This is a genomic window from Maridesulfovibrio bastinii DSM 16055 (genome assembly GCF_000429985.1).
GTDB classification, from domain to species: domain Bacteria; phylum Desulfobacterota; class Desulfovibrionia; order Desulfovibrionales; family Desulfovibrionaceae; genus Maridesulfovibrio; species Maridesulfovibrio bastinii.
The window spans coordinates 113,986-130,405 of sequence record NZ_AUCX01000007.1 but is presented as its reverse complement, the minus strand read 5'-3'; the positions used below and the strand labels follow the sequence as shown (position 1 = coordinate 130,405).

Annotated in this window: 11 protein-coding genes; 6 read left to right on the top strand and 5 right to left on the bottom strand. The window is 44.9% G+C overall.

The annotated features are described in order from the left end of the window. Window positions 1–114: 114 nt before the first annotated feature. Both G496_RS0102745 and G496_RS0102740 read left to right on the top strand, forming a co-directional pair. The gene (locus G496_RS0102745; RefSeq protein ID WP_027177923.1) at window positions 115–2,379 is read left to right on the top strand and encodes a methyl-accepting chemotaxis protein; all 2,265 of its coding nucleotides are present in this window, start codon (window positions 115–117) and stop codon (window positions 2,377–2,379) included. A 199-nt stretch (window positions 2,380–2,578) separates the two neighbouring features. Continuing rightward, window positions 2,579–5,827 carry a tetratricopeptide repeat protein gene (locus G496_RS0102740; protein ID WP_027177922.1) on the top strand — a complete coding sequence of 1,083 codons (3,249 nt, stop codon included), beginning with the start codon at window positions 2,579–2,581 and terminating at the stop codon, window positions 5,825–5,827. 30 nt (window positions 5,828–5,857) lie between these two features. On the opposite strand, the gene G496_RS0102735 is transcribed toward G496_RS0102740, so the two are convergent. Genes G496_RS0102735 through G496_RS18650 form a run of 3 tightly spaced genes read right to left on the bottom strand, consistent with a single transcriptional unit; the run spans window position 5,858 to window position 8,457 of the window. Next, window positions 5,858–6,667, bottom strand: coding sequence for a metal ABC transporter permease (locus G496_RS0102735; protein WP_027177921.1), 810 nt, complete (start codon window positions 6,665–6,667; stop codon window positions 5,858–5,860). Further along, window positions 6,660–7,481 carry a metal ABC transporter ATP-binding protein gene (locus G496_RS0102730; RefSeq protein WP_027177920.1) on the bottom strand — a complete coding sequence of 274 codons (822 nt, stop codon included), beginning with the start codon at window positions 7,479–7,481 and terminating at the stop codon, window positions 6,660–6,662. Before G496_RS0102730 ends, G496_RS0102735 begins: the two co-directional genes overlap by 8 nt. Window positions 7,482–7,518: 37 nt before the next feature. Next, the gene (locus G496_RS18650; RefSeq protein ID WP_051294791.1) at window positions 7,519–8,457 is read right to left on the bottom strand and encodes a rhomboid family intramembrane serine protease; all 939 of its coding nucleotides are present in this window, start codon (window positions 8,455–8,457) and stop codon (window positions 7,519–7,521) included. Between the two features lie 58 nt (window positions 8,458–8,515). On the opposite strand from G496_RS18650, the gene G496_RS0102720 reads away from it, so the two are divergent. Both G496_RS0102720 and G496_RS0102715 read left to right on the top strand, forming a co-directional pair. Beyond that, window positions 8,516–9,085 carry a GDSL-type esterase/lipase family protein gene (locus tag G496_RS0102720; RefSeq protein ID WP_027177919.1) on the top strand — a complete coding sequence of 190 codons (570 nt, stop codon included), beginning with the start codon at window positions 8,516–8,518 and terminating at the stop codon, window positions 9,083–9,085. A 162-nt stretch (window positions 9,086–9,247) separates the two neighbouring features. Then, window positions 9,248–10,282 carry a threonine aldolase family protein gene (locus G496_RS0102715; RefSeq protein WP_027177918.1) on the top strand — a complete coding sequence of 345 codons (1,035 nt, stop codon included), beginning with the start codon at window positions 9,248–9,250 and terminating at the stop codon, window positions 10,280–10,282. Window positions 10,283–10,392: 110 nt separating this feature from the next. On the opposite strand, the gene G496_RS18645 is transcribed toward G496_RS0102715, so the two are convergent. Next, window positions 10,393–12,225, bottom strand: coding sequence for a GNAT family N-acyltransferase (locus tag G496_RS18645; protein WP_034632151.1), 1,833 nt, complete (start codon window positions 12,223–12,225; stop codon window positions 10,393–10,395). A 201-nt stretch (window positions 12,226–12,426) separates the two neighbouring features. Next, on the bottom strand, window positions 12,427–12,780 hold the full coding sequence (locus tag G496_RS0102705; RefSeq protein ID WP_051294790.1) for a hypothetical protein: 354 nt from the start codon (window positions 12,778–12,780) through the stop codon (window positions 12,427–12,429). A gap of 105 nt (window positions 12,781–12,885) precedes the next feature. Here G496_RS0102705 and G496_RS0102700 point away from each other — a divergent pair, with 105 nt between their 5' ends. After that, the gene (locus tag G496_RS0102700; protein WP_027177916.1) at window positions 12,886–14,727 is read left to right on the top strand and encodes an alpha-amylase family glycosyl hydrolase; all 1,842 of its coding nucleotides are present in this window, start codon (window positions 12,886–12,888) and stop codon (window positions 14,725–14,727) included. Window positions 14,728–14,887: 160 nt separating this feature from the next. Next, window positions 14,888–16,399, top strand: coding sequence for a 4-alpha-glucanotransferase (gene malQ / locus G496_RS0102695; protein WP_027177915.1), 1,512 nt, complete (start codon window positions 14,888–14,890; stop codon window positions 16,397–16,399). The last annotated feature ends 21 nt before the right edge of the window (window positions 16,400–16,420 follow it).

Genomic DNA, 16,420 nt, shown 5'->3' with positions numbered 1-16,420 from the left:
CTACATGCTTAAATTATATTTTTACCAATTAATATAAAACTTTAGTCCACCAAAGACAGTTAGCCGCAATTTGAAATTACAATCGGCCACTTGAAAAACAATCCGGGGGAGTAAATGGGTAAGGTAGCATTTTACAAATCAGTTGCTTTCAGAACTATCGTGCTCGTTATAGTTGTGCTGGCTGTTGAGGGATTTTTTGTTTCAGGTTTTTATAATCTGAATCTGGACAATTTTATAGAAGACAGCAGCAATAAATATCGCAAAGATATTACCGAGCAGGAAAAAGAAAAAGTCAAAGATTCTGTCAACCTTGCCTACAGCGTTGTTAAATCATTCTATGATGCTTCAAATGACATGGAGGCACTAAAAGCCAACGAAGTAAAAAAACTGAGGCAGATTGTGGATACGGTGGTCTCGCAGGCTGAGGGTATACGCACCTTCAGTTCCGGCAACGGCACAACACAAAGTATTACAGGGCAGATAATTAATCTTGTGAAAGATGCCCGATATGCCGGAAGCAATTATCTCTGGATTCAGGATATGGATTCGAGAATGATCTTTCATCCGATCAAACCGGCTCTCAACGGAAAAGACCTCAGCAACCTTAAAGACTCACAGGGAACATATCTCATAAAAGAGATGTCCAGACTGGCTAAAAGCTCCGGCAGCGGCACAGTTGCCTATCTCTGGACCAAACCCGGCGAAGAGACCCCAAAGCTTAAGATATCCTATATCAGGCGCGTTAAGGGAACTGATCTGGCAATAGGAACAGGTTCATGGGTGGAAGACATCACCCAGAAAATGAAGGAAGAAGCCCTTAAGCAGATAAGTGAAATGCGTCTTGGCTCGGAAAAATATTTTTGGATCAACGACTTCGGGCCCAAAATGGTTATGCACCCCATCAAGCCGGCTTTAAACGGAAAGGATATTTCCGGAATCAAAGATAAAAAGGGTAAAAACCTTTTTGTTGAAATGACTGACAAAGCTAAAAATGATGGTGAAGGTTTTGTGACTTACTGGTGGGATAAGCCCGGCAGTGATGTTGAAGCTAAAAAACTCTCATACGTTAAAGCATTCAAGCCCTGGGGCTGGATCATCGGTATGGGTATTTATATCGACAACATCGAAAGAGCCGTTACCGCCCAGAAAACAGAGTTTACAAATACAATTGGAACAATTGAATCCGAATCGGAGCTGTTTACTTTAGGACTCATAATAATAGCGGCAATTCTTTATACTTTCCTGCTGCGTAGCGGCCTGAATAAACCTCTGGACAGTCTGGTTGAATTTTCATCCCGTATTGCGGCAGGTGAACTGGAACACAATACCAACCAGAAATTCTCAGGCGAAATGGCAGTGTTAAATCATTCAATGGAAACAATGGTGGATAGCCTCAAGGAAAAAATAAAAGAAGCCGAAGAATTAAGTGAAAAAAGCCGTGAAGAGACTAAAATTGCCGAGCAGTTCAGGATTGAAGCGGAAGAAGCTAAAAATGTAGCTGAAGAAGCTCGAACCGAAGGTCTGCTACAGGCGGCGGATATGCTTGAGGGGCTTGTGAATGATATGTCCTCGGCATCGGAAGAACTTTCGGCGCAGGTTGAAGAGGTTACAAGGGGAACGGACATCCAGCAGCAGAGAATTTCCGAAACCGCAGCAGCGATGGAAGAAATGAACAACACTGTTTTAGAAGTTGCCCGCAGTGCTTCGGACGCGGCCCACAGCGCAGATCAGGCAAATGAAAATGCCAGAGAAGGTTCATCCATTGTGGATACCTCGGTTGAGGCTATTATAAGCGTTAAAGATCACTCCGAGACCTTGAAAAGCAATATGGATGAACTCGAAAAACAGGCCCACGAAATCGGCGATATCATGGACGTAATCACCGACATTGCGGACCAGACCAACCTGCTAGCACTTAATGCCGCCATTGAGGCTGCCAGAGCTGGAGATGCGGGACGCGGCTTTGCCGTTGTTGCCGATGAGGTTCGCAAGCTGGCTGAGAAGACCATGCAGGCCACTCAGGAAGTGGGCAAGGCGATCACCAACATACAGGAAGGAGCCAAAAAGAATCAGCTCAGCGTGGATAACTCCGCCAAAGCAGTGGACGAAGCCACCGATCTGGCCCACGAATCCAAAAAAGCCCTTGGAACAATCATGGAGCTTATTAACCTGACCTCAGATCAGGTGAGCTCAATTGCCACCGCAGCGGAACAGCAGTCCAGCACCAGTGAAGAAATTACTTCTGCGGTTGAAGACATCAAGGTTGTTTCAGCGGATACGGCTGACGGCATGGAGCAGGCCAATCAGGCCATTGCAGAGCTGGCAAGGCTGGCTTCCGACCTCAAGATGCTCACGGAGAATCTGAGATCTGATAATTAATCAGAACCATAAAAATAAAATTCAGCTATTCAAAGCGTGGAACCGGTGTAGCTCCGGTTTCACGCTTTTTCATTATAGCTGCCATGCAATTTATTCTTGACACTGTATAGTTGTAAATGCGTATTTTAAATGCAGAATAATCCGGCCCGAATGCTTTAATGCTTATTCCAGTATCAGCTTTATAGAAAAGGACTCCATAATGGCGATATGCAATGAGTGGGATAAAAGCCCCAAGTTAACCAATCCGCTTAATAAAAATGCACTCAGCCTGTTCACCGACAGGTTCTCGGCCATACAGACTTTTTTTGAGGCACTGCATGCTAAGCCCCTGCCGGAAAAAATAATCTATTTTCAGGGAGATGGCGGAAATGGGAAAACCCTGCTGCTGAATTACCTGAAAAATAATTTTTGCAAAATTCTGCCGGCTGACAGTCTGGAATATGTGCGCACCCTTGAGCGTGATGAATTTCTGGAAAACGTGGCAAATGCCGAGAATGGTGCTCCGGTTCCCTGCGTGCTCCATGATTTCGGGAGCGCACCAGCCGGAGAAGAAAGACCGCTGGAATCTTTCTCCGCCTTGCTCATGCTCAGGCGCAGGCTTGCACAATACAATTTATTATTCCCGTCTTTTGATTACGCCTGTCTGATGTATCTAAAAAAGACCGCTGCGCTCTCTGACGATAAAATCAAATCACTCTTCCCCGAAGAAGAACTAAACCTGATCTTTGATCTCGCAAAACTTGTTAAAGACCTGACTAAAATTGAAAATGTTTTGAATGTTATTAAAAGCCTGCTGGCCCTGACGGATAAATTCCAGAAAGAAAAATTAACCCTTTATTTAAAGCGCAGAAAACTTACTGAAGAGCAGCTTAATGCAATGGCCTATTGTGATGCGGAATCTGAGCTTCTGGATATGCTGCCGGAGTTGTTGGCAAAGGATATAAATGCCAGCTTTGCCGCAGACTCGACCAAGCGGCTGGCCCTGCTTTTTGATACTCACGAGGCTTTTGCCGGCAACTATGTTGCGGCACACATCAAAGCGCAGGAGATTACGGAAAGAGATTCCTGGTTCAGGAAGCTTCTTGGCAATCTGGAGCTAAGTTCCGGTATAATTGTTGCGGTTGCCGGAAGATACATGCCGCAATGGAGCGGACTTTGTGAATCACCCATTAAGGACCGCTACCTGAAATTACAAGAGATCAGCTTTTTCGAAAGGGCTGACGCGCTTGATTACCTGAAGGCCGCGGCTGACAATTATCCAGAACTTAAGGACTATCTGGCAGCACCGGAACTGGTAGAGACGATTCTAGAATACTGTCAGGCCAGAGATTCGCAGGACAAAACAGGAATACATCCATTCTACCTCGGCCTCTGTATGGAAATACTGCTTGCCGGATATAATACCGGGCAGAGCTTTAAGGCCGAAAACTTTAAAGATGAGCAAAGCCACATCAGCAAAAGTCAGGAAGTGGTCCGCAGATTCATGCGCTCAGTTGATGAGGAAACACGGGAGGTTCTTTTTGCCCTGAGCTGCTGCCGCAGTTTTAATATGGAAATCTATAACGCTCTGGGAAAAGAACTGAACCTTAATCCCCGCAGTCAGGAATTCACAAAAATTAAAAATTTTTCATTTGTATACCGTGAACAGGCTGAGACTGAAAGCTACCGTATTCATGACATAATGCGCCATGCAATACCCCATCTGGCATCTCAAAATGAAGACAAAAAAGAATTACTGCACCATTCCCATAAATTTCTGAAAAACTATTACACCCAAAAATACGAAATAGAAAAAAGCAAAACAGCCCTTGCGGAATCAATTTATCATCTGAATCAGTATAATAACAAACTAGGATGCATAAAATGGTCTGACACTATGGACGAGGCCAACAAAAAAAGTGATCACGAATTGTGCCGTATTTTGATCGGCATAAGAAACGAAATGGACTGCCTTTCGCTTTTTTATAAGGGATTGCTGGCTAATGATGCCGCAGACTTCTATCTCAGAATTTCTAAATATAAAGAGGCTGAAATTGAGCTGAAAGCTTCTATTGAAGCCTATAGCGAAGACTTGAAAACTGATCCTGAGAAGATCAGCACACTCTGCAACAAAGGGAACTCGCTGCAAAGCCTAGGCGATCTTCTGGCTACCCTCTCAAAAAATGGTGAGGCTATAGAAAAATACAACGAAGCCATTGAATCATACGATGCAGCTCTTAAACTAGCTCCTGACCAAATTGTTGCTCACAACAACAAAGGAAACTCGCTGCAAAGCCTAGGTAATATTCTGGCTACTCAGTCAAAAAATGATGAGGCTATAGAAAAATACAACGAATCTATTAAATCATACGATGCGGCTCTTAAGCTCGCTCCTGATTACATTTATGCTCACAACAACAAAGGACTCTCACTGCAAAATCTAGGCGATCTGCTGGCCACCCAATCAAAATATGATAAGGCTATAGAAAAATACAAACAAGCAATTGAATCATACGATGCGGCTCTTAAGCTCGCTCCTGATGACATTGTTGCTCACAACAACAAAGGAAATTCACTTTGTAAATCAGGAGAGTTATTGGTAAATATGGGAAGAAATGAGGAAGCTATAAATAAATTCAAAGAAGCTATTGAATCATACGGCGCAGCTCTTAAGCTCGCACCTGATTACATTGGTGCTCACAACAACAAAGGAAACTCATTGCAAAGCCTAGGAGAGGCGCTGGCAACTCTTTCAAAATATAATGAGGCTATAGAAAAATTCAAACAATCCATTAAATCATACGACGCAGCTATCAAACTTGCCCCTGATGGTCCTGGAATTCACAACAACAAAGGAAACTCGCTGCAAAGGCTAGGCGATCTTCTGGCTGCCCTCTCAAAAAATGGTGAGGCTATAGAAAAATATAAACAATCACTTGAATCATACCACGCAGCTCTTAAAATCGCTCCTGATTACATTTATGCTCACAACGACAAAGGAAACTCGCTTCAAGCTCTAGGAGATGTGCTGGTCACTCAAGCAAAAGATGAAGAGGCTATAGAAAAATACAAACAAGCCCTTGAGTCATACGATGCAGCCCTTGAACTTGCTCCTGATTACATTAATGCTCACAACAACAAAGGAAATTCGCTGCAAAGCCTAGGTAATCTTCTGGCTACCCTCTCAAAAAATGGTGAGGCTATAGAAAAATACAAACAAGCCATTGAATCATACGACGCAGCTCTTAAACTCGCTCCTGATTACATTTATGCTCACAACAACAAAGGAAACTCGCTGCGGAATCTCGGAATAGTGCTGGCAATCACAGACGAAAAGGAAGAAGTCATAACCAAATTAAGAGAAGCCATTGAATGCTATGACTATGCTCTTAAATTCGCACCCAATCATCCATTAATTCTCGGTTATAAAGAAGAAACGCTTAATATACTTAATATACTAATCCAGTAATAATACCCTCACAAGCATTTGATCCAGCGGCTATGACTTTGAGCAGACGCAGTTGACGAGCTGTGAAATAACGAAGCCTACTATGGAGACTGCTATTATGGTTGCGCCGGAGGAGATATCTAGCTGAAATGAGAGCAGCAGGCCGACAATGCAGAAAATCATGCTCAGTACTGAGGAGAGTATCATCATTGACCACAGGGATGAGGTTCTGCTTTCAGCTATCTGCGGTGGAATAGTCAGCAGGGCAATAACCAGAATAAGGCCCACAACTCGGATGACCATAACCACGCTCAGGGCTATCAGGGCCAGCATTACAAAATATAGCGCCGTAACCGGAATACCTCTGGCGCGGGCAAATTCCTCATCAAAAGACATGGCCCACAATCCCTTGTAGAGGCCTACTGAAACCAGCAGCACAATCACTGCCAGAGCACTCATAAGGTAGAGATCACTACTCGGCGTTGCCAGTATCCCCCCGAAAAGGTAGCTCATAAGGTCCACATTATAGCCCGGCGTAATATCCAGCAGAATAATACCAAGGGCCATGCCTGCGGCCCACATTACCCCGATAAAAGTATCCGCCCGGTCTTTCACCTTCATAGTGACCAGTGCCATCAGCAATGCCGAGCAGACCGCAAAAACAGCTGTAACCGGGAGCATGGGCAGCCCCAGAAAGAATGCCAGCCCCACCCCGCCATAAGAGGCGTGGGCCACACCGCCGGCCAGCAGCACAACCCTGTTGACCACAACCAGCGCACCGATAATCCCGCAGATAATGCTTGCCACAACTCCGGCCATGAGAGCGTTCTGCATAAAGTCATAACCAAGGGCATCAATCATTCCAGTCTCCTTTGCGGGTTGCGTCTTCTTCATGAAATTCAAGTACACGGTGCGGGATATCACCGTGGGTAACCAGTTCAATGGGGCAGGTTCCGTCCGCTGTCTGACCGTAGGCCTGAATAAGCAGCTCACGGGTTATGACCGGTTTATCGTGTATGTGAACCTGATGATTGACGCAGGCCACGGTTTTAACCCCCTGACCCAGCACTGAAATATCGTGGCTGACCATAATGACGGTCATATCTTCGTTAAGCTCTCTCAGAAGACTGTAAAGACCGCTTTTGCCGACCTGATCAACACTTGCGGTCGGTTCGTCCAGCAGCAGGAGTTTAGGTTCGGCAACAATTGCTCTGGCAATAAAAACGCGCTGCTTCTGCCCGCCGGAAAGATCGCAGACCTTCTCATTGATATATTTAAGCATACCTACACGGGATAAAGCCTTTTCAACAGCTTTTTTTGCTCCGCTACCGAAACCCATGCCGAAAAGACCTTTAAAACCGGATGAAATCATGCCCATCATAACCGCATCACGCACGGTGATGGGAAAACTCTGCGATACATTGGTATACTGCGGGAGATAGCCGATGATATTGCCGCAGCTTCCCGGAGTTTTGCCGAAAATTCCTATGCGGCCTCTGCCGGGTTTAAGCAGTCCCAGAAAAAGTTTAACCAGAGTAGTTTTTCCACCACCGTTAGGGCCGAGAATAGCGAGGTAATCACCCTTATCAATACTGAAATTCACATCCTGAAAAACAGGATGTGTGCCGTATGAAAAGCTGACGTTCTCAAAAGAAATCAAGCATTCGGAACTCATAATAATATCCCTGAAAATACATATTCAATATAAAAAATCATCCCACCCGGTAAAAAGCCACACCCCAGGCTGCCAATAGCAGAATAAAAGAGCACAAATATAATATATAATCCGACATCTGTCCCCGGTGGGAGTAAAATAAATTGCAGATGCGCAGTAGTAAACCTGTGGCAAGGCCGAAGGCAAAACCAAGAAAGTGACCAGCCAGATCAGTATTTTCACCGCCGGTACCCAGAGCTGCAAGCAGCGAAAGCCCTGCGGCAACAGCAACAAAAGCCTGCCTGAAACCCATGTCACTCGTGGAAAAAGCCTCAAAAGCAGCTAGAATTCCGGTAGCGGCGAAAACAGCCCCGGAAAATCCCACCGCTAAAAAATCGCTGCCGTGCAGCCACGCATTAATAATGTTAGCCAGAGCCGCACAACAAACAGCGGGAAAGAGTGCGTACCCTGCTCCGATTCTTTGCGCAAGAACAGATATGAGCATTCCGCCAATTACCATATTCCCGAAAATATGCGCCGGATCACCGTGGAGGGTCACAGCGGTTAACGCCCGCCACCATTCACCGGAAAGAATCCTTGCAGCATCAAGACGGCCTATAGACTCAATTTTTTCAGGATACAGACCCAGAACCGGGGAAAAAGTCCTGCTCAAAACATACATGCACAGCAGATAGAACATATAAAGCACGACCATGGGTGCGGCAAGGGGAACCGGATCATTTTTCACTTCCGTTTTGGTTCCGGCTCTATTTTCAGCGATAAATAATTCAATCTGACTGCATGCTTCGTTAACGTATGGAGTATATACAAAAATTTTAATCCGGCTTCCGCTGCTGTCAACAAAATGGGGGATGCTCTGGGACATCAGCACCAGTGACCACTTTTTAAAAGTGTCACGGTCTGCCGAATCCACTTTTATTTGGGTGGAGATGTCTTCCCATAGCAGGCAAAATCTGTTTTTATCAACGTCAGCCATTTAAATATCCACTATATTTTTAAAGATAAAAAAGTGTCGTACTCTGGAGGATAAATCAATGTTTATCAGTTGCATAGGAGATTCATTAACTCTCGGCTTCGGAGACTGTTTCCGCCTCGGATGGGTTGGCAGACTCTATATGAACCTTGACGCCAGCGGAAATGAAATAACCGGATACAATCTTGGCGTCCGGGCCTCGACCAGCCTGCACATACAAAAAAGATGGAAAGCTGAAGCCGAAGCCCGCATGCCTTTTAATGATAATTCACGCCTGTTTTTCTGCTTCGGCACGGCTGATATTGCTCAGGGAGTTGATAAAGAAGACACCCTTAAAGCAACACGGAAGATTTTAGAAGAAGCCACAGCACTCTGCCGGACATTTTTTATCTGCCCTCCACCAGTGCTGGACAAAGTTAAAAACGAAAAACTCTCTGAAATATGCAAAGGCTATAGAGAAATCTGTGCCGAACTCAACATACCGTGCGCTGATCTTTTTACAAGCTTAGGAGATTCGGAGGTTTATTTTGCCGACCTGAAACACGGCGACGGGGTTCATCCCGACAAAAAAGGCTATCAGGCCATGACCGATAAAATTTCCGAACTTCTTGCCAGAAATTCGTGCCTTTAGGTCATTTTTGAATAGCTGTTCAGCCTGTCATAATTTCAATAAAAATTCAGTCAAAACCAGAATTCTACATTTTTTTCTCTAAATGTGGTCAGCTTGCGCATTGCAAATTGAAGGAGTATTCAATCTTTTTTTCACGCAAAACATCTTCTACGGAGTAAAAAAATGCGTTCTTTCGCAAGTGACAACTATGCCGGAGTCCATCCGGAAATAATGGACGCAATGTTTAAAGCCAATGTCGGCGACATGCCCTCATACGGTGAAGACCCTGTATCCGGGCGCGCGGTAGACCTCTTTAAAAAACACTTCGGAGATCAGGCCCAGATATATTTCATCGCAACCGGGACTGCCACCAACACCCTGATACTCAAGCACATCACCCGCAGCTGGAACAGCGTAATCTGCTCTACTTACGGTCATATCCACGTTGACGAATGCGGTTCTCCCGAGGCTGTTGCCGGAATCAAACTGATAACCGCCAGAACAGCAAACGGAAAACTTACCCCGGATGCCGTGGTTGAACAGATGTATGCCAAAGGATTTGTGCATCACAGCCAGCCCGCAGTGGTTTCATTTGCCCAGTGTACCGAGCTTGGCACAATCTACACCGTGCAGGAAATAAAAGATATTTGTGACGCAGCGCATAACGAGGGTCTGCTGGTCCACATGGACGGAGCAAGGCTCGCTAACGCCGCAGCAGCGCTTGGCACTTCCTTCAAAGAGATGACCGTGGATGCCGGAGTGGATGTTCTTTCATTCGGCGGGACCAAAAACGGCTGCATGTGCGCTGAAGCCGCGGTCTTTCTCAAGCCCGGCCTTGGAGATGATTTCAGATTCGTCCGCAAGCAGGGAATGCAGCTCATTTCTAAAATGCGCTTTATAGGTGCGCAGTTTGAAAGATTTCTTGCTGATGATGAACTCTGGAGACAAAACGCCCTGCAAGCCAATAGCATGGCCGCTCTGCTTGCTGAAAAAGCAGCACAGGTGGACGGAGTTAAAATATCAGGACCAGTGGAGGCAAACGGAGTTTTCGCTTTTATACCGGAAGACTGCATTGCCCCGCTTCAGGAAAAATGTCCTTTCTACATCTGGGATGAACTGACCGGAGAAGTCCGCTGGATGACTTCATTCATGACCACGGAACAGGATATTGATGATTTTGTTGCCGCTCTAAAAGAAACACTTTCCAATAGAAAATAATTACTACCAATAATATGTAAGGCCGGGTTTAACCCCGGCCTTTTTTTACAACCTGAATAAGTGGCTGCCCCCCATAATTCATGTTGAGAGTGATCAGCTTAAACAATTATTTAAACAGCAAGTTTATTCTGCTCTTCCTCTTCAAGGTGATACCTTAAAAAAGCGGCGGCGTTTTCACGGCCCATGAATTTTGCAAGACTTCTTTTTGATGTTTCCAGCAGGTCGACCACAATAAGCCCGTCCAGAGAATTATTAAAATCCGGGTCAACATTGAATCCCACCAGTCGCCCGCCGACTTTAAGATAATGCCGCAGAAGCACCGGAATACCTGCCCCGCCTTCCACATCCTGCACCACCATATCCATATCAGCCGGATTTGAAAAAACATCTGAAGCGATTGTACTCTTCCAGTACTTCATTTTTTTAAGCTTTAAAGGACGGGCAGGACTGATCATGTCGGTGAGGTCAGCCCTGCCGCGATGGGACAAGAGGGATTCGGCAATAATCTCTCTTGAAATACGACTATATTCAGCTGAAATACTTACGCATCCAAACAGGTAACGATATTTGGGATTCTTGGATATATAACCGGCAATACCCTTCCAGAGCATCATAAGTGATGCATAATTTTTCTGGTAGCGAGGTCTGATGAACGACCTTCCCAGTTCTATAGCGGGGGTTACTTTATCAAAAAATTCTTTGTCAAAACGGAAAAAACTGTTGCTGTAGACTCCACGCAGACCGAATTTTTCCAGAATATCATCCGTCCTGCCAAGGCGGTACGCTCCGGCAATTTCTTTTGCCGCAGAATTCCAGAGAACAAGATGCACAAAAGTATTATCAAACCTGTCAATATCAACTTGTGCTCCGGTTCCTTCCCCTACTGTGCGGAAAGTTTTTTCACGCAACCGTCCAAGCTCCCTCAAAATATACGGACATTCGGAAGCATGAACCTCCCATATCTGGAAATCACCGGACTCGGCTATTTTCGCTTCCGGCCGGAGACTTTCAAATTCCGAGACTACCTGATCGGGGCGCACACTTTCACTTACCGGTTTTTCTTTTTTACCAAGCCCCTCAACCAGACCTTTATTGCCTTTTGAAAAGCGGCCCTTTAAAATATATGTGCGAAATCTTAAATATTCTATAATCTCACGATTGCTTTTAAATTTTTCCAGCTGGCTTGATTTTATTTCTGTCCCGACAGCAAATTTAAGCTCTGAATTTTTTTTCTTGAGATTTTCTCTAGGCAGCAGGACAGTTCTTAATCCGGGATGAACAAGCCCCATCATCTGGAAAAGCACGCTGTTTCTGCCGCTGAAATAAACGGGTACGGCAGAAGCTCCGGTTTTCCTGATTATCCCTCCGACAGTCGGGCTCCAGGCCGGGTCTTCAACTTTTCTATCTCTGATCTTAAGGCTGGCAACTTCCCCTGCCGGGAAAACAGCAAGCATTCCCCCGCCCTTGACCCATTTTACAGCTTCTTTCAGTCCGGAGATATTTCCTGCAACAGAACCGTTACCTCCAAAAGGGTCCACCCATATCAGGTGCTCGCCCATTTCAGGAATAAGACCAAGCATAAAGTTAGCCATAATTTTGACATCAGGCCTGACAGCTTTAAGCAGCCTTATAAGGACAAGCCCCTCAATCACACCGAAGGGATGATTTGCCACAACCACACTGGGACCGGATTCGGGAATTCTATCCAGTTCTTCCTGCGGCAGGGCAGCGCTTACTCCAAGCAGTTTCAACGCCTTGCCTATAAAGTCTGTCTTTGTTTCCCAATGGCTTTCATCATGCACAAGGCTATAGAGTGAATTGAGTCTGGGAAGACACAGAAGACTTGATAACGGTTTTTGGAAAATTTGAAAAAGAGCCCCGCGAAAAGGGTCTTTGAAAGGCGACTGAAGTCTGAAAAGATCTGAACAACCATCATGAGTCATTTTAATCTCCTTTGAATCCTTATATTCCCTACTCTGCTCTTTTAGCCTGAGGAAGATTCAAAGGGGTTACCCGGCGGTGACAACCTGCTTACATTTTAAGCACGCCTGTGTGTCAATATAGTTTTAACTATAAAAAAATGTAATATGGAGTTAAATAAAACTCCATATTACATTTTTAGTTGAAATAAGATATAAATAATCTTATTGGATTATTCCGAGGTTCGATTTAAGGTGCCAGTGATCACTTGGTATGGGAAGGCAAAATGACCTATGATCATAATCAGAACAGAGTATAAGTTTACCTGTATCCTCTTCCCAGAAAACACGGTCGGCAAAAAGAGCAATGGCTTGAGATGCAGATAACTTTTCAGGACGGCTGCCGGGCATAAACTTCTCCATTACTGCTTTTGCAGCATCGAGAACAGCTTTAACCGCAACCGTAGAGATGGCGAGATCCTGAAAATCTAATTCATGCAACATACTGTTTTCACTAAACATGGCTTCAGATACAACGCTATCTTCACGCCAGATTTCATGCTTCAGACTGTTACTCATAATAACCTCCTTTGTTTCCGGTGTACCTACTTACTTGCAAATGACGAACCGACTAAAAGACAGCAAAGAAGATAATTTTCAAATCTCGATCTGACAGGAGAAAAAATGACTTTAAAACCGCAGGGAGCCTGTTTTGATTCAGACGGTAATTGCAGCTTCACAATCTTTGCTCCTGAAAACGAAGAGCTTGTCTTAAGACTAACTCAAAACAGAACCAAAGACTATCCCATGGAGTATGATAATCTTGGGTACCATACTATAATCATCGAAAACTGCACAGACAATGCCTCCTATTGTTTTATTCACAATGGTGAAACATGTCTGCCTGATCCGGCTTCACGCTTTCAGCCTGACGGGCTTACAGCTCCTTCACGCACGCTTAACCATTACAAATTCGACTGGCACGGAGATAATTTTGCAGGGATAAACCCTGATGAAATGATCATATATGAAGCCCATATAGGAACATTCACCTCTGCTGGAAATTTCAGCGCAGCCGCGGAAAAGCTGGATCATCTTGCAGAGCTGGGCATAAACACGCTGCTGCTCATGCCTACAGCCTGCTTCTCAGGAGACAGAGACTGGGGATATCTCAGTGTTTTTCCTTTTGCTGTGCAGCCCTCTTACGGAACGCCATCCGAATTCAAGGAATTCATAAGAATCTGCCACCAAAAAAATATCGCTGTGGTTCTTGAAATTTCTCTCAGCAGTATAACTCCGCAGGGCAACATGTTCTGCTCGCTGGCTCCTTTCGGAAGCTCCTGCCACATAAGCAAGGAAGGCCCGGATATAAATTTTGACGGACAATTCAGCTATGGAATCCGTGATTTCTATCTGCAAAGCTGTTTATCGTGGCTTATTGATTATCATGCGGACGGACTGAAAATAGCCTGTGAAGATAAGATTATAGACAACAGTCCCATACATTTTTTGAGTGAGCTCTCAGCCAATGTTAAAGAAATTGAGGATAGAAGTTCTAAAAAATATCTTCTGGCTACAGAAAATTCATGCGGGGGATTAACATCTATAAGATCCAGAGAAAAAGGTGGCTACGGATTTAATGCCCTATGCTCGGATGACTTTCACAACGCCGTATTTGCCGCGGCTTCAAAATCCCAAAACGGTGTCTACGCGGAATACGGATGCAGCTCCAGAATTGCCGAAACATTACAAAAAGGCAGATGCTTTCACGGTGAATTTTCAAAAGCCCGGCATAATTTTTACGGTCAACCCGGTGAGGAGGAAGGTAAGTTCATTGTGTACAGCCTTGATCACCGGCTTGCCGGAAGAAATCCCGGAAAAAGCAGAACTGTAAAAGCTCTGGGTTTCAGGGGCGCAAAGCTGTGCGCCGGAGCGACCCTGCTGGCACCGTCTATCCCGCTACTGTTTATGGGTGAAGAATTAGGTGCTGAAAACTGCTTTCACTTTTTCAGCTCACCATATTCAAAAAAACTTTCTGAAACCCTCCTTAATGCAAGACAGAATGAAGTCGGGATATACAACCCTGAAACCAGCATCCCTGATCCTGAACATCCTGATGCATTTGCAAAATCCGTATTGAACTGGGATAATCTAAAAAGTGAACAATGCCGGTACCTTTTTAATCTATACCGGGACCTGATCGCCCTGAGAAAAGTTAATCAGGCCCTTAGAATTCCTGCCCCGGCAAGATCACAGGTGATAAACATTCAACCGGATACTTTCCTTATGGTCAGAAACCGTGGTGCGAATGTTCAGGTTGTAGCTGCAATTTTTAATTTTTCAGATCAGGAGCAGTCCTGCAATCTGAGCTGCTATTTGCCAGAAAAAACAGCTGTACCTTTAATGTGCAGTGAAACTGAAACCTATGGAGGTCAATTTCAGCTGCCTGAAATTTTATCACCTCAAAAAGAGTTAGTTCAGCCAGCCAAATCCTTTACCGTAATAAAAATGGTTAACGCTGATTAAATACCTGTCTTTTTCAAACTCGCTTTGCAAGAGCCTGCCCTGTTCACAGGACAGGCTCTTTCACTTTTTCTCAGTATGACATATATTCATTTTTTGAAGGCCTGCCAGTCTATAAAAAAGGCCTTTATATTGTGTAATAATTTTCAGCCGGGGAAAAAATATGAAACGCTCAAGTGGCATACTGATGCATTTTACTTCGCTTCCTTCCAGATTCGGGATTGGTGATATCGGACCGGAAGCATACAAATTCTCTGATTTTCTGGCAAAATCAGGGCAGCGTTTCTGGCAGGTTCTGCCCATTACCCCGACTTCATCTGAAGCCGGCAATTCACCTTATTCCGGGTTTTCAGCTTTTGCAGCAAATCCGATGCTTATCAGTCCTGAGCTGATGATCTCTTTCGGTTTGCTGACGGAAGAAGAACTACAGCAGTACAGTCTGCCCGACTCGAACCGTGTCAATTTTGAAAAGGCGGAAAAAGCTAAAGAAGACCTGCTGCGAACAGCTTTTGATAAAGTTGCTGACGAACTGAACTCTGATAACAGCTTCAACACCTTTATCTGGGAAAATGCATACTGGGTTAATGACTTTGCCATGTTCTCAGCTCTTAAGCTGAACTTTAACAACAAGGCATGGACCAGCTGGCCTGAAGAAGTTCGTGACCGTTCTGAAGACGGTTTGAGATACTGGGGCGAACGTCTGGCACGGGAAGTTCTCTTTGTTAAATTCTGTCAGTGGATATTTTTCCGCCAATGGGGACTGCTTAGAGAACATCTGGCTGCGCTGGGAGTTGAACTTATCGGTGATGTGCCTATCTATGTCACCCACGACAGTTCGGATGTCTGGTCAAACCGACATCTTTTCAAACTTGATGATCAGGGTAAACCTTATTGCGTTGCGGGAGTTCCTCCTGACTATTTCAGTAAAACAGGCCAGTTATGGGGTAATCCAGTTTACAACTGGGAAAGATGCGAGCAGGAAGGATTCGGCTGGTGGCTGAGCAGACTGCGCCATAATCTCGGTTTATACAACTGGATAAGACTTGATCATTTCCGTGGGTTTGCGGCTTACTGGGAAATTCCGAAAGATTCAATTTCCGCAATTGACGGTTACTGGGTTGAGGCTCCGGGACACCGGTTATTTGAAAAACTCAGTGCCGATACAGGTCCTTTGCCGATTATTGCCGAAGACCTCGGACATATAACCGGTGATGTTATACATCTGCGCGATCGCTTTAATCTTCCGGGAATGAATATTCTTCAATTTTCATTTGGGGAAGATATAGCAACCTGCGGAGATTCCCTTCACAATCACCGCCGGAACTCTGTTGTATATACAGGAACGCATGACAACAATACAAACAGAGGATGGATCAGGATTAATGCCGATGAGACAAGCCGGAACAATTTTTTAGCCTATATCGGACGCAACTGGCTGGATGAGTCAGAGGTATCATGGCAGATGATCAGACTCTGCATGTCCTCAGTGGCAAATTTATGTATTTTTCAAATTCAGGATCTGCTGAATCTCGATGAATCTGCCAGAATGAATATCCCCGGACTGGCTTCCGGCAACTGGGGCTGGAAGATGGTTTCCGGAGACTTGACCCCGGTTATCAGTGAAAAAATGGAAACTTTAACTGAACTTTTCGGGAGAACATTCAATAAGAACTAAGACCTGCGTAATTTAACTTTT

Bases quoted from the DNA above. Each gene is read 5' to 3' on its own strand.
- G496_RS0102745 (WP_027177923.1), top strand. From the start codon at position 115: ATGGGTAAGGTAGCATTTTACAAATCAGTTGCTTTCAGAACTATCGTG.
- G496_RS0102740 (WP_027177922.1), top strand. From the start codon at position 2,579: ATGGCGATATGCAATGAGTGGGATAAAAGCCCCAAGTTAACCAATCCG.
- G496_RS0102735 (WP_027177921.1), bottom strand. From the start codon at position 6,667: ATGATTGATGCCCTTGGTTATGACTTTATGCAGAACGCTCTCATGGCC.
- G496_RS0102730 (WP_027177920.1), bottom strand. From the start codon at position 7,481: ATGAGTTCCGAATGCTTGATTTCTTTTGAGAACGTCAGCTTTTCATAC.
- G496_RS18650 (WP_051294791.1), bottom strand. From the start codon at position 8,457: ATGGCTGACGTTGATAAAAACAGATTTTGCCTGCTATGGGAAGACATC.
- G496_RS0102720 (WP_027177919.1), top strand. From the start codon at position 8,516: ATGTTTATCAGTTGCATAGGAGATTCATTAACTCTCGGCTTCGGAGAC.
- G496_RS0102715 (WP_027177918.1), top strand. From the start codon at position 9,248: ATGCGTTCTTTCGCAAGTGACAACTATGCCGGAGTCCATCCGGAAATA.
- G496_RS18645 (WP_034632151.1), bottom strand. From the start codon at position 12,225: ATGACTCATGATGGTTGTTCAGATCTTTTCAGACTTCAGTCGCCTTTC.
- G496_RS0102705 (WP_051294790.1), bottom strand. From the start codon at position 12,780: ATGAGTAACAGTCTGAAGCATGAAATCTGGCGTGAAGATAGCGTTGTA.
- G496_RS0102700 (WP_027177916.1), top strand. From the start codon at position 12,886: ATGACTTTAAAACCGCAGGGAGCCTGTTTTGATTCAGACGGTAATTGC.
- malQ (WP_027177915.1), top strand. From the start codon at position 14,888: ATGAAACGCTCAAGTGGCATACTGATGCATTTTACTTCGCTTCCTTCC.